This is a genomic window from Kribbella sp. NPDC056345 (assembly GCF_042262745.1).
Classification (GTDB): domain Bacteria; phylum Actinomycetota; class Actinomycetes; order Propionibacteriales; family Kribbellaceae; genus Kribbella.
In genome coordinates this window covers 239,406-252,306 of the sequence record NZ_JBHJQQ010000004.1, presented here as the reverse complement: position 1 = coordinate 252,306, position 12,901 = coordinate 239,406, and the positions used below count along the sequence as shown (strand labels likewise).

The window sequence follows — 12,901 nt, the reverse complement described above, 5'->3', positions numbered from 1 at the left end:
ACCTCAGTACTTGAGCAGGTTGGCGTCGTCGACCGAGGCCGAACGACGGGTGCGGAAGATGGCCATGATGATCGCCAGGCCGATCACGACCTCGGCCGCGGCCACCACCATCACGAAGAAGGCGGCGATCTGGCCGTCGAGGTTGCCGTGCTGGCGGGCGAAGCTGACGAACGCCAGGTTGGCCGCGTTCAGCATCAGCTCGACACACATGAACACGACGATCGCGTTCCGGCGTACCAGCACACCCAGGGCGCCGATACTGAACAGAATCGCGGCGAGCACGATGTAGGGCTCGGTGCTCACAGCTTGTCCTCCTTGCCGAATCCGCTCAGGTCGGTGCTCTCCGCGTCGGAGCGGACCTCGTCACCGGGGTCGCCCTCGGTGATCTCGCGGACGGTCTCGACGTCCGCGCGCTCCTCCGCCTCGGGGAACACGGTGCCACGAGCCTGCAGGACGCGCGAAACCGAGGTCGGTGCGATCGACCCGTCGGGCAGCAGCGCCGGCGTGTCGACGGCGTTGTGCCGGGCCAGTACGCCGGGAGTCGGCAGCGGACCGGGGTGGATCCCCTGCTCGGCGTACTTGCGGATCCGCTCCTCGGCGTGGTCGCGCTGGGTGCGCTTCTTGGTCAGCCGCTCGCGGTGCGCCAGCATCATCGCGCCGAGCGCGGCGGTGATCAGCAGCGCCGAGGTGACCTCGAAGGCGAACACGTACTTGCCGAACAGCAGCTGCGCGATGCCCTTGGGGTTACCGTCCGGCTGCGCGTCGGCCAGGCCGATCGGGTTGCCGTAGATCCCGTTGCCGACCGCGAAGACGATCAGCAGGCCGAAGCCGAGGAAGGCGAGACCGGCGAGCAGCCGCTGACCGCGAATCGTCTCCACCAGGGAGTCGGACGCGTCGACACCGACCAGCATCAGCACGAACAGGAACAGCATCAGGATCGCGCCGGTGTAGACGATGATCTGGACGGCGAACAGGAACGGTGCGTCCTGTGCGGCGTACTGGACGGACAGGCAGATCATCACCGTCGCCAGCAGCAGCGCCGAGTGCACGGCCTTGCGGACCAGCACCATCGCGATCGCGGCCAGCACCATCACCGGCGCGAGCAGCCAGAACGCGACCTGCGGTCCGGTCACCAGGGTGATCATTTGGCGTCACCACCCTCGGTGGTGGCCGCGCCGGTCAGACCGCGGTAGTAGTCCTTCTCGGTCGCGCCGAGCTGCATCGCGTGCGGCGGCTCCTGCATACCCGGAAGCATCGGGGCCAGCAGGTCCTTCTTCTCGTAGATCAGCGAGGCGCGGCTGGTGTCGGCCAGCTCGTACTCGTTGGTCATCGTGAGGGCCCGGGTGGGGCACGCCTCGATGCACAGTCCACAGAGGATGCAGCGCAGGTAGTTGATCTGGTAGACGCGGCCGTAGCGCTCACCGGGTGAGAACCGTGCGGAGTCCTCGCCGTCCACGTTCGAGGCACCCTCGACGTAGATGGCATCCGCGGGGCAGGCCCAGGCGCACAGCTCACAGCCGATGCACTTCTCCAGACCGTCCGGCCAGCGGTTCAGCTGGTGCCGGCCGTGGAAGCGCGGTGCGGTCGGCTTCTTCTCGAACGGGTACTCCTCGGTGAACACCTTGCGGAACATCGTCCGGAAAGTGACCCCGAACCCTGCTACCGGGTCCCAGAGGGACTCTTTGACACTAGCCACGACTGCCTTCCTTGCTACGACTGTCGGTCTCGCGCTGGCTCGGCGTACTGACGATCGGTGGTGGTACCGGATAGCCGCCCGCGAAGGCGTCGAAGTCCTTGCCATCGGCAACCTCGGCGGGCTGCTCGTCCTTCGGCTTGCTCGGGAGCAGCATGCTGAGCAGTGCCAGCACCACCACGACCGCGGCCGCGACCAGCAGCGTGGTCCGGCTGAAGGTGGTCTCCCGGCCGACCGCACGCACGGTGGCGACCAGCAGGATCCAGCCCAGCGAGACCGGGATGAGGATCTTCCAGCCCAGCTTCATGAACTGGTCGTAGCGCAGTCGCGGCAGCGTTCCGCGCAACCAGATGTAGAAGAAGATGAAGGCCATCAGCTTGCCGAAGAACCACAGCACCGGCCAGTAGCCGGAGTTCGCGCCGTCCCACAGCGAGATCGGCCACGGTGCCTGCCAGCCGCCGAGGAACAGCGTGGTGGCCAACGCCGAGACGGTCGCCATGTTGATGTACTCGGCCAGGAAGAACATCGCGTACTTGATCGAGGAGTACTCGGTCAGGAAGCCCGCGACCAGCTCACCCTCGGCCTCCGGCAGGTCGAACGGCGCCCGGTTCGTCTCACCGATCATCGAGACCACGTAGATCACGAACGACGGGAACAGCAGGAACGCGTACCAGCCCGGGATCGGGATGTCCGCGCCGAGCAGGTTGACGGTCTGGTGCGTGCTCTGCGCCGCGACGATCTCCGAGGTGGACATCGAGCCGGCGAACAGGAACACGGTCACCAGCGCCAGGCCCATGCCGACCTCGTAGGAGATCATCTGGGCGCTGGAGCGCAGACCACCGAGCAGCGAGTACGTCGAGTTGGACGACCAGCCGCCGAGCACGATGCCGTAGATACCGATCGAGGCGATCGCCATCACGTACAGCACCGAGACCGGCAGGTCGGTCAGCTGCAGGCGGGTGTAGGTCTCGGTGAAGGGGATCTTCACGGTCGGCCCGAACGGGATCACCGCGAAGGTCAGGAAGGCCGGTACGGCGACGATCACCGGAGCCAGCACGTAGACGAACCGGTCCACGCCCTTCGGCATCAGGTCTTCCTTGAGCATCAGCTTCACACCGTCGGCCAGCGACTGCAGCAGACCGAAGGGTCCGTGCACGTTCGGTCCGACCCGGTGCTGCATCCGTGCCACCACCCGGCGTTCCCACCAGATGTTGAACAGCGTCAGCACGACCAGCAGCACGAAGATGATCAGCACCTTGAGGCCGATCACCCACCACGGGTCACTGCCGACCCCCGCATCCGGCGGGGCAGCCAGCGGGATCATCGTCATGCGTTTCCTCCGGCGATCGTCACGATCGATCCGTGATCGGCGTGCAGCGAACGACGTACGTGCGAGTCGGCCGAGTTGGTCGGCAGCCACACCACGTTGTCGGTCATCGGGGTGATCACGACCGGGAGCCGGACCGAACCGGCGTCGGTGCTGACCACCAGCTCGTCACCGTCGGCGACGCCGACGCGGTGCGCCGTGGTCGCCGAGAGGCGGGCGACCGGCTTGCGCGCGGTCGCCGTCAGGTGCGGCTCGCCGTCGCAGGCGCGGCTGTCGTCGATCAGCATCCGCCAGGTCGCCAGGCGGGTGGAGTCGAAGGCGCCGAGCGCCGGACCGGCCTGGTACGTCGGCTCCTGGGAGCGGTCACCGTCCCAGCGGCCGAGCTCGTCGTACTCGCGCTTGGCGCCGGCCGGGGTGGTGAATCCGAGCGTGCTGTCCATCTCCTGGGCCAGTGCGGCCAGGGCCCGGACGTCCGGCATCGCGGCCGGCACCTTGAGCACCACCGGGAACGGCCGCTCGCGACCCTCCCAGTTCACGAAGGTGCCGTCCTTCTCCGCCGGCGGAACCACCGGGAAGACGACATCGGCGTGCTCGGTCACCTGCGAGTTGCGAACCTCGAAGCTGACCACGAACGGCGCCGCGGCCAGTGCGGCCAGTGCGGCAGCCGGGTCCGGCAGGTCGTCGACCTCGACGCCCGCGACAACCAGTGCGTCCAGTGATGCAGCGGACGCGAGGATCTCGGTCAGGTCCTTGCCCGGAGTGGCCGGAAGGCTGTCGACACCCCATGCGGCCTGCAGGTCGACCCGTGCCTGCGCGTCGGCGACCAGACGGCCACCGGGCAGCAGACCCGGAAGACAACCGGCCTCGAGCGCACCGCGGTCACCCGCGCGCCGCGGGATCCAGGCCAGCTGCGCACCGGTGTCGAGCGCCAGCCGCAGCGCGGCCGAGTACCCACCCGGGACACTGGCCAGCCGCTCGCCCACGATGATGATCGAGTCGGCACCGAGCGCAGCCTTGGCATCGCCACTGAGCTCGGACAGTACGGCGGCCTCGGTGCCCGGCGCGGCCGGGACGACGACGCCGTTCAGCTTCTCGACTCCGCGGGAGGCGAAGGCGGCGACCGTGAACACCTTGGTGCCGTGGGCCTTGACGGCCTTCCGCAGCCGCAGGAACACCGACGGCGCTTCCTCTTCCGGCTCGAACCCGACGAACAGTACGGATCCGGCCTTCTCGAGATCGGCGAACGTCGTACCGAGTCCTGTCCCGGCCACCGCGGCGGCCAGGAAGTCGGCCTCCTCGGCGGAGTGCGTGCGGGCCCGGAAGTCGATGTTGTTGCTGCCGAGGGCGACCCGGGCGAACTTCGAGTACGCGTAGGCGTCCTCGAGGGTCAGCCGGCCACCGGTCAGGACGGCCGCGTTGCCCCGGGCCGCGGTCAGCTTCTCCGCGGTGTAGGACAACGCCTCCGGCCACGACGCCGGCCGCAGTACGCCGTCCTCGCGGATCATCGGGTGGGTCAGCCGGTCACCGGTGCTCGCGTAGTTGAACGCGAACCGGTCCTTGTCCGAGATCCACTCCTCGTTGACCTGCGGGTCGTCACCGGACAGCCGGCGCATCACCTTGCCGCGCCGGTGGTCGACGCGGATCGCGGCACCCGACGCGTCGTGCTCGGCCACCGACGGCACCGAGACGAGGTCGAACGGCCGCGACCGGAACCGGTACGCCGCGCTGGTCAGCGCACCCACCGGGCAGATCTGGATGGTGTTACCGGAGAAGTAGCTCTCGAAGGGCTCCTTCTCGTAGATGCCGACCTGCTGCAGCGCACCCCGCTCGATCAGCGCGATGAACGGGTCACCGGCGATCTGCTCGGAGAAGCGGGTGCAGCGCGCGCAGAGGATGCAGCGCTCGCGGTCCAGCAGCACCTCGGCGGAGATGTTGATCGGCTTCGGGTAGGTCCGCTTGATCTCGTGGAAGCGGGTCTCGCCGCGGCCGTTCGTCATCGCCTGGTTCTGCAGCGGGCACTCGCCGCCCTTGTCGCAGACCGGGCAGTCCAGCGGGTGGTTGATCAGCAGGAATTCCATCTGACCGTGCTGGGCCTTGTCCGCCACCGGCGAGCTGACCTGGGTACGGACCACCATGCCGTCGGCGACGGTGATCGTGCAGGAGGCCTGCGGCTTCGGCATCCCGCGGCCGTTCCCGGCGTCGGTGATCTCGACCAGGCACTGGCGGCAGGCGCCGACCGGGTCGAGCAGCGGGTGGTCGCAGAACCGCGGGATCTGGATCCCGATCTGCTCCGCGGCCCGGATCAGCAGGGTGTTCTTCGGAACCTTGACCTCGATGTCGTCGATGGTGACGGTGATCAGGTCGGTCCGCTCCACTTCAGCGGTCGTCATGCGTTTGCTCCAGCAGTCGCGAAGACAGTGCTTGCCATCGGGTCGAACGGGCAGCCGCCCTCGGCGAAGTGCGCCAGGTACTCGTCCTTGAAGTGCTGGATCGAGCTGCTGATCGGCGCGGTCGCACCGTCGGCCAGGGCGCAGAACGACCGGCCGGTGATGTTCTCGCAGAGGTCGAGCAGGGTGACGAGGTCTTCCTCGGTGCCCTTGCCGTGCTCCAGCCGCTCGAGGATCTGGACCAGCCACCAGGTGCCCTCACGGCACGGGGTGCACTTGCCACAGGACTCGTGCTTGTAGAACTCGGTCCAGCGCAGGACGGCGCGGACGACGCAGGTGGTCTCGTCGAAGATCTGCAGCGCCTTGGTGCCCAGCATCGAGCCGACCGAACCGACACCCTCGTAGTCCAGCGGGACGTCGAGGTGCTCGGCGGTCAGCAGCGGGGTCGAGGAACCACCCGGCGTCCAGAACTTCAGCTCGTGCCCGTCCCGGATACCGCCGGCCAGATCGATCAGCTGGCGCAGCGTGATGCCCATCGGCGCCTCGTACTGGCCGGGGCGGGTGACGTGCCCGGACAGCGAGTACAGCGTCATGCCCTTGGACTTCTCGGTGCCCATCGAGGAGAACCAGTCCGCGCCGTTCTTGATGATGGCGGGAACAGACGCGATCGACTCGACGTTGTTGATCACTGTGGGGCATCCGTACAGACCGGCGACCGCCGGGAACGGGGGACGCAGCCGAGGTTGACCACGCCGGCCTTCCAGCGAGTCGAGCAGCGCCGTCTCCTCGCCACAGATGTAGGCGCCGGCGCCGGCGTGCACAACGACGTCCAGGTCGTAGCCGGTACCGAGGATGTTCGTGCCGATGAAGCCGGCGTCCTTGGCCTCCTGGACCGCCTGCTGCAGCCGGCGGATCACGTGCAGGACCTCACCGCGGACGTAGATGAACGCGACACTCGCGCGGATCGCGTAGGACGAGATGATGACGCCCTCGACCAGCGTGTGCGGCGAGGCCATCATCAGCGGGATGTCCTTGCAGGTGCCCGGCTCGGACTCGTCGGCGTTCACCACCAGGTACTTCGGCTTCGGGTTGTCCTGCGGGATGAACGACCACTTCATCCCGGTCGGGAAGCCCGCGCCACCACGACCGCGCAGACCGGAGTCCTTGACGGCGGTGACCACGTCGGCAGGCTGCATCCGCAGTGCGCTGCGGAGTGCGTCGTACCCACCGGTGCGCTGGTACGACGAGAGCTGCCACGCGTTGATCTGGTCCCAGTTGTCGGACAGTACCGGGGTCAGCATGGTCAGTCCTCCTTCCGCGAATCGTCGCCGTCGACGGCTTGGGATTCCTTGCCTGGCTGGTCGGACGGGCGCGGACCGGCCGCGGCCTCCGGGGAGACCGTCGTCTCGGCGGCGCGGCCGTTGCCGGCGCTGCTGCCGTTCGGGGCGGTCCAGTTGCGCTCACGGGCCAGGCGGAGGCCGGCCAGCGAGGCCTTGCCACCGGTCGGGCCCTCGTCGGCGCGGCCGTCGGGGAAGCCGGCCAGCACGCGCTCGGCCTCGCGCCAGGAGCAGATGGTGGCGCCGCGCGGCGACTTCACCTCGGTGCCCTCGCGCAGGTCGTCCACCAGCTGGGTGGCCGACTCCGGCGTCATGTCGTCGAAGAACTCCCAGTTCACCGTCATCACCGGCGCGTAGTCGCAGGCGGCGTTGCACTCGATGTGCTCGAGGGTGATCTTGCCGTCCTCGGTGGTCTCGTCGTTCCCGACGTCGAGGTGACTCTTCAGCCGCTCGAAGATCAGGTCGCCGCCCATCACCGCGCAGAGCGTGTTGGTGCAGACCCCGACGTGGTACTCGCCGACCGGGCGGCGCTTGTACATCGTGTAGAAGGTCGCCACCGCGGAGACCTCGGCACCGGTCAGCCCGAGCACGTCGGCACAGGCCTCGATGCCCTCCGGGGTGACCCGGCCCTCGACCGACTGCACCAGGTGCAGCATCGGCAGCAGCGCGGACCGGCCGACCGGGTACCGGGCGGCCAGCTCGCGCATCTCCGCGATCGTGGTCTCGGTGATCTTCGAGTCACCGGTGCTGTAAGGGACCGGGACATTGGTCGCGGTCGCGTGATCGTTCGCCATCTATCGGTCCACTCCACCCATTACCGGGTCAAGGCTGGCAACGGCGACGATCACGTCGGCCACCTGTGAGCCCTCACACATGATCGGCATCGCCTGCAGGTTTGCGAAGGACGGGTCCCGGAAGTGCACCCGGTACGGCTTGGTGCCGCCGTCGGAGACGACGTGACAGCCCATCTCGCCGCGCGGCGACTCGATCGCCACGTAGGCCTGACCGGCCGGCACCCGGAACCCCTCGGTGACGAGCTTGAAGTGATGGATCAGGGCTTCCATCGACTCGCCCATGATGTGCTTGATGTGGTCGAGGGAGTTACCCATCCCGTCGCTGCCGACCGCCAGCTGGCTCGGCCAGCCGATCTTCTTGTCGGCCACCATCACCGGGTCGCCGTCCATCTTCTCCAGCCGGTCGGCGCACTGCTCGATGATCTTCAGCGACTCCCACATCTCCTGCAGCCGGACCCGGAAGCGGCCGTACGAGTCCGAGCTGTCCCAGGTCGGTACGTCGAAGTCGTAGGTCTCGTAGCCGCAGTACGGCTGGGTCTTGCGCAGGTCGAGCGCGTAGCCGGTGGAACGCACCGTCGGTCCGGAGATGCCCAGCGCCATACAGCCGGCCAGGTCCAGGTAGCCGACGTTCTGCAGCCGCGCCTTGAAGATCGGGTTGGCGTTGCAGAGTTCGGCGTACTCCGGGAGGTGCTTGTTCATCCAGGTGATGTACTCGCGGATCTTGTCCAGCGCGCCCGGGGGCAGGTCCTGGGCGACACCGCCGGGCCGGATGAACGCGTGATTCATCCGCAGGCCGGTGATCAGCTCGAACAGGTCCAGCGTCATCTCGCGCTCGCGGAACCCGATCGTCATCACGGTCAGCGCGCCGATCTCCATCCCGCCGGTGGCGATACAGACCAGGTGGCTGCTGATCCGGTTGAGCTCCATCAGGAGCACCCGCATCACGTTGGCCTTCTCGGGGATCTGGTCCTCGATCCCGAGCAGTTTCTCGACCGCCAGGCAGTACGCCGTCTCGTTGTAGAACGGCGAGAGGTAGTCCATCCGGGTCACGAAGGTGACGCCCTGGGTCCAGGAGCGGAACTCCATGTTCTTCTCGATGCCAGTGTGCAGGTAGCCGATGCCGCAGCGGGCCTCGGTCACCGTCTCACCGTCGAGCTCGAGAATCAGCCGGAGCACGCCGTGCGTCGACGGGTGCTGCGGCCCCATGTTGACCACGACCCGCTCTTCGGGCTCCTCGCCGAGGCCGGCCACGACCGAGTCCCAGTCCTGACCGGTGACGGTGAAGACCTTGCCCTCGGTGGTGTCCCGGGTGGTCGCGTAGGGGTCTGCGTGTGTTTCGGTCATCAGTTGTACGACCTCCGCGTGTCGGGCGGCGGGATGACGGCGCCCTTGTACTCGACGTCGATGCCGCCGAGCGGGTAGTCCTTGCGCTGCGGGTGCCCCGGCCAGTCGTCGGGCATCTGGATCCGGGTCAGTGCCGGGTGCCCGTCGAAGACGATGCCGAAGAAGTCCCAGGTCTCGCGCTCGTGCCAGTCGTTGGCCGGGTAGACCGAGACCACCGACGGGATGTGCGGGTCGCTGTCCGGGCAGGACACCTCGAGCCGGATCCGCCGGTTGTGGGTGATCGAGAACAGGTGGTAGACCGCGTGCAGCTCGCGGCCGGTCTCGTTCGGATAGTGCACGCCGCTGACACCGGAGCAGAACTCGAAGCGCAGTGCCTCGTCGTCCCGCAGCTGCTGGCAGACCGCGACCAGCTGCTCGCGGGCCACGTGCAGGGTCAGCTCGTTGCGGTCGACGACGACCTTCTCGATCGCGTCATCGCCGACCAGACCCACGAGGCGGTCGACGGCTCCGTCGAACCAGGCGCCGTACGGCTTCGGCGTACCGCCGGGGAGTGCGACCTGGCGGCGCAGGCCACCGAAGCCGGAGGTGTCACCGGTGCCGCGGACACCGAACATGCCCTCGCGCTGGTCGATCACCTCCGCACCCGGCGTCTGTGCGTCACCAGCGTCAGACGTCGCCGGAAGGTTCTCCGGCTGGTGCTCACTCATCGGAGCAGACCCTTCATCTCGAGCGTCGGGGCGGCCGTCAGTGCGGTGGCCTCCTGCTCGGCCTGCAGCACCTTCTTGTGCGCGCCGAGCTTGCTGTGCTGGATCTGGTCGTGGATCTTCAGGAACGCGTCCAGCAGCATCTCCGGCCGCGGCGGGCAGCCGGGCAGGTACATGTCGACCGGGACGATGTGGTCCACGCCCTGGACGACGGCGTAGTTGTTGAACATGCCACCCGACGAGGCGCAGACGCCCATCGCGAGCACCCACTTCGGGTTCGCCATCTGGTCGTAGATCTGGCGCAGGACCGGGGCCATCTTCTGACTCACCCGGCCGGCCACGATCATCAGGTCGGCCTGCCGCGGCGACGCCCGGAAGACCTCCATGCCGAACCGGGCCGCGTCGTACCGCGGGGCTCCGGTCGTCATCATCTCGATCGCGCAGCAGGCCAGCCCGAAGGTTGCCGGCCACAACGACGCCTTGCGCATATAGCCGAGCAGGCCCTCGACGGTGCCGAGCAGTACGCCGGCCGGAAGCTGTTCTTCTAGACCCATGTCAGTCCCACTCCAGTCCACCGCGACGCCACACATAGGAGTACGCGATGAAGACGGTGACGATGAAGATGACCATCTCGATCAGCCCGAACAGCGCCATCTGGTCGAAGGCCACCGCCCACGGGTAGAGGAAGACGATCTCGATGTCGAACACGATGAAGAGCATCGCGGTGATGTAGTACTTCACCGGGAAGCGGCCACCGCCGACCGGCTGCGGGGTCGGCTCGATCCCGCACTCGTACGAGTCGAGCTTGGCCCGGTTGTAACGCTTCGGGCCGACCAGCGCGCTCACGGTGATGCTGCCCAGCACGAAGAGCGCCGCGAGTACACCGAGAGCGAGGATCGGGACGTAGGGGTGCATCGCTCTGGGCTCCTTCCTTACAGCCGGTGGTCGGTGTTTGTTTGGTTCGTTTCAGCCAGCACTGTGTTATCAGTACCGGAGTGACTCAGCTCACTCGCCCCGCCGTTCAGGCGGCCGGGGCGACCTTCGTGAGCCCGTTGATGATCTTGTCCATCACGTCGCCGTCGCGCGGATCGGTGAGGTTGGCCAGCAACTTCAGGGTGAACTTCATCAAGGTGGTGCGCGGCAGACCGTACTTCGTGCAGAGCCGCATCACCTCCGGATTTCCGATCAGCTTCACGAAGACCCGGCCGAGCGAGTAGTAGCCGCCCCACTCCTGCTTCAGCGCCTTCGGGTACGCCGACAGCGCGCGCTCGCGCTGGTTCGGCTGCCGGTGCAGGGCCTGGGCGGCGACCTCGGCGGCGAACATCCCGGACTCCATCGCGTACGGGATGCCCTCGCCGTTGAACGGGTTGACCATGCCGCCGGCGTCGCCGAGCAGCATCAGGCCGCGGGTGTAGTGCGGCTGCCGGTTGAAGCCCATCGGCAGCGCGGCCCCACGGATCGGGATGGTCTGGAACTCGTCGCGGAACTGCCACTCCTCCGGCGTGTTCTTCAGCCACGCCTTCAGCAGGTCGGCGTAGTCGACCTTGCCGAAGGCATCGGAGGTGTTCAGGATGCCGAGGCCGACGTTCACGGTGCCGTCGCCCATGCCGAAGATCCAGCCGTAGCCGGGCAGCAGCAGCTTCTGGCTCGGCTGCTTGGGGTCGTCGGCCCACAGCTCGAGCCAGGACTCCAGGTAGTCGTCGTCGTGCCGCGGGCTGGTGAAGTACGTCCGTACGGCGACGCCCATCGGCCGGTCGTCCCGCTTGTGCAGGCCCATCCCGATACTCAGCCGCGACGAGTTGCCATCGGCCGCCATCACCAGTGGCGCCCGGAACTCGATGTCGGCCCCGTCGCGACGGCCGTTGTCGTCGACCGGCTTCGCGGTGACGCCGACGATGTGCCCCTTGTCGTCCAGGATCGGGCCGGTCACGTTGGTCCGCTCGCGCAACTGCGCGCCGGCCTTGACCGCCTGCCGCGCGAGCAGGTCGTCGAAGTCCATCCGGTTCCGGGTCAGGCCGTAGTTCGGGTGGCTGGCCAGATCCGGCCAGTCGAGCTGGAGGACATGTCCGGCGCCCTGGATCCGGAGCCCGTAGTTGCGGATCCAGCCGGCCTCTTCGGAGATGTCGATGCCCATGTTGATGAGCTGCTTGGTCCCGCGCGGGGTCAGCCCGTCACCGCAGACCTTCTCCCGCGGGAACGCGGTCTTCTCCAGCAACAGGACGTCGAGGCCCGCGTTGGCCAGGTGATACGCCGCCGACGAACCAGCGGGTCCCGCACCGACCACGATCACATCGGCGGTCTCGGACTGGGGCCCTGCCGACACGCTCTGGCTCATCTCATCCCGACCTGAAAGTTGGGGGCTCTACGGCTCGTGAAGGGATTCACTAAGCCTGGTCATCCGACAGTCTAGGACTGCCTGACGCGGACACGAAACTCGCCCCAACCCCCTTGCAGACAAGCAAATTACGCACAGTTTTCCTTGCGTAATTAAGCCGGCTTCACGGCCCGGTGGATGGCGACCAGACCACCGGTCAGATTGGCCCAGTGCACCCGGGTCCAGCCGGCCGCCTCGATCGTCCGGGCCAGCGGCTCCTGCGGCAGCCACGCACGGGTCGACTCGGCCAGATACCCGTAGGCCTCCGGGTTGCTCGAGACCACCTTCGCGACCACCGGTACGGCGCGCATCATGTACTCGAGGTAGACCACCCGGAACGGCTTCCAGGTCGGGTGCGACTGCTCGAGGATGACGAGCCGGCCGCCCGGCCGGGTCACCCGGAGCATCTCCTGGAGGGCGGCAGTGACATCGTTCACGTTCCGCAGCGCCCACGAGATCGTCACCACGTCGAACGAGTCGTCGGCGAACGGCAGCCGCAGCGCGTCCCCCGCGATCAGGTCCAGCTCGGGGTGGTTCCGCTTGCCGACCCGGAGCATCCCGACCGAGAAGTCGCAGGACACCACCTCGGCCCCGGCCTCGCGCAACTTGATACTCGACGCGCCGGTCCCGGCCGCCAGATCGAGGATCTTCATCCCCTTCCGCGGCGCGATCTCGGCCAGCGTCGCCGGCCGCCAGACCAGCTTCTCCAGCCCCATCGTGGCCACCGCGTTCGTGCGGTCGTACCCCTCCGCCACGTTGTCGAACATGGCGGCCACAGCATGCGGATCTTTGCTCAAGTCGGCGCGGGTCACCTGTCTAGTTCATCACGGCTGCGACAGGCGCTGAAATTCACTGGACATCGGACGGTCGTACGCTTGCCTCTCGTGGGTGCATTAGTGGCCGTCGTGATCCGGGGCCTGAGCGCTAGCGAGGAGTGGTTG

Annotated in this window: 13 protein-coding genes; all 13 read right to left on the bottom strand. The window is 67.6% G+C overall.

Annotation, left to right across the window (positions count from 1 at the left end):
- Window positions 1-3 precede the first annotated feature (3 nt).
- The 13 genes from nuoK to ACFCV3_RS15910 all read right to left on the bottom strand — a co-directional run bounded on the left by nuoK (window position 4) and on the right by ACFCV3_RS15910 (window position 12,772).
- Window positions 4-303 (bottom strand): NADH-quinone oxidoreductase subunit NuoK, encoded by a 300-nt coding sequence (gene nuoK, locus ACFCV3_RS15970; protein WP_132411663.1) that lies wholly within the window; start codon window positions 301-303, stop codon window positions 4-6.
- Window positions 300-1,145 carry an NADH-quinone oxidoreductase subunit J gene (locus ACFCV3_RS15965; RefSeq protein WP_376030755.1) on the bottom strand — a complete coding sequence of 282 codons (846 nt, stop codon included), beginning with the start codon at window positions 1,143-1,145 and terminating at the stop codon, window positions 300-302. Before ACFCV3_RS15965 ends, nuoK begins: the two co-directional genes overlap by 4 nt.
- Window positions 1,142-1,696, bottom strand: coding sequence for an NADH-quinone oxidoreductase subunit NuoI (gene nuoI / locus ACFCV3_RS15960; protein ID WP_376030753.1), 555 nt, complete (start codon window positions 1,694-1,696; stop codon window positions 1,142-1,144). Before nuoI ends, ACFCV3_RS15965 begins: the two co-directional genes overlap by 4 nt.
- Entirely contained in the window at window positions 1,689-3,023 is a 1,335-nt protein-coding gene (gene nuoH / locus ACFCV3_RS15955) for an NADH-quinone oxidoreductase subunit NuoH (protein ID WP_376030751.1), read from the bottom strand. Before nuoH ends, nuoI begins: the two co-directional genes overlap by 8 nt.
- Window positions 3,020-5,410: an NADH-quinone oxidoreductase subunit G gene (locus ACFCV3_RS15950; protein ID WP_376030749.1), complete on the bottom strand. Its 2,391-nt coding sequence runs from the start codon at window positions 5,408-5,410 to the stop codon at window positions 3,020-3,022. The genes nuoH and ACFCV3_RS15950 overlap by 4 nt, the downstream gene beginning before the upstream one ends.
- Entirely contained in the window at window positions 5,407-6,708 is a 1,302-nt protein-coding gene (nuoF, locus tag ACFCV3_RS15945; protein ID WP_376030747.1) for an NADH-quinone oxidoreductase subunit NuoF, read from the bottom strand. The genes ACFCV3_RS15950 and nuoF overlap by 4 nt, the downstream gene beginning before the upstream one ends.
- Window positions 6,709-6,710: 2 nt before the next feature.
- A complete protein-coding gene (nuoE, locus tag ACFCV3_RS15940; RefSeq protein ID WP_376030745.1) occupies window positions 6,711-7,538 on the bottom strand; it encodes an NADH-quinone oxidoreductase subunit NuoE in 828 nt (275 codons plus the stop codon).
- Complete coding sequence (locus ACFCV3_RS15935; protein WP_376030743.1) at window positions 7,539-8,882, bottom strand: NADH-quinone oxidoreductase subunit D; 1,344 nt, start codon at window positions 8,880-8,882, stop codon at window positions 7,539-7,541.
- A complete protein-coding gene (locus ACFCV3_RS15930) occupies window positions 8,882-9,589 on the bottom strand; it encodes an NADH-quinone oxidoreductase subunit C (protein ID WP_376030741.1) in 708 nt (235 codons plus the stop codon). The genes ACFCV3_RS15935 and ACFCV3_RS15930 overlap by 1 nt, the downstream gene beginning before the upstream one ends.
- Window positions 9,586-10,140, bottom strand: coding sequence for an NADH-quinone oxidoreductase subunit B family protein (locus ACFCV3_RS15925; RefSeq protein ID WP_132411645.1), 555 nt, complete (start codon window positions 10,138-10,140; stop codon window positions 9,586-9,588). The genes ACFCV3_RS15930 and ACFCV3_RS15925 overlap by 4 nt, the downstream gene beginning before the upstream one ends.
- 1 nt (window position 10,141) lies before the next feature.
- Window positions 10,142-10,501, bottom strand: a complete 360-nt coding sequence (locus tag ACFCV3_RS15920) for an NADH-quinone oxidoreductase subunit A (protein ID WP_132411643.1) — start codon at window positions 10,499-10,501, stop codon at window positions 10,142-10,144.
- 106 nt (window positions 10,502-10,607) lie between these two features.
- Entirely contained in the window at window positions 10,608-11,921 is a 1,314-nt protein-coding gene (locus ACFCV3_RS15915; RefSeq protein ID WP_376030738.1) for a geranylgeranyl reductase family protein, read from the bottom strand.
- Window positions 11,922-12,073: 152 nt separating this feature from the next.
- Entirely contained in the window at window positions 12,074-12,772 is a 699-nt protein-coding gene (locus ACFCV3_RS15910) for a demethylmenaquinone methyltransferase (protein ID WP_376030736.1), read from the bottom strand.
- Between the last annotated feature and the right edge of the window lie 129 nt (window positions 12,773-12,901).

Bases quoted from the DNA above. Each gene is read 5' to 3' on its own strand.
- nuoE (WP_376030745.1), bottom strand. From the start codon at position 7,538: ATGGCGAACGATCACGCGACCGCGACCAATGTCCCGGTCCCTTACAGC.
- ACFCV3_RS15920 (WP_132411643.1), bottom strand. From the start codon at position 10,501: ATGCACCCCTACGTCCCGATCCTCGCTCTCGGTGTACTCGCGGCGCTC.
- ACFCV3_RS15935 (WP_376030743.1), bottom strand. From the start codon at position 8,882: ATGACCGAAACACACGCAGACCCCTACGCGACCACCCGGGACACCACC.
- nuoH (WP_376030751.1), bottom strand. From the start codon at position 3,023: ATGACGATGATCCCGCTGGCTGCCCCGCCGGATGCGGGGGTCGGCAGT.
- ACFCV3_RS15950 (WP_376030749.1), bottom strand. From the start codon at position 5,410: ATGACGACCGCTGAAGTGGAGCGGACCGACCTGATCACCGTCACCATC.
- ACFCV3_RS15930 (WP_376030741.1), bottom strand. From the start codon at position 9,589: ATGAGTGAGCACCAGCCGGAGAACCTTCCGGCGACGTCTGACGCTGGT.
- ACFCV3_RS15965 (WP_376030755.1), bottom strand. From the start codon at position 1,145: ATGATCACCCTGGTGACCGGACCGCAGGTCGCGTTCTGGCTGCTCGCG.
- nuoF (WP_376030747.1), bottom strand. From the start codon at position 6,708: ATGCTGACCCCGGTACTGTCCGACAACTGGGACCAGATCAACGCGTGG.
- ACFCV3_RS15915 (WP_376030738.1), bottom strand. From the start codon at position 11,921: ATGAGCCAGAGCGTGTCGGCAGGGCCCCAGTCCGAGACCGCCGATGTG.
- ACFCV3_RS15925 (WP_132411645.1), bottom strand. From the start codon at position 10,140: ATGGGTCTAGAAGAACAGCTTCCGGCCGGCGTACTGCTCGGCACCGTC.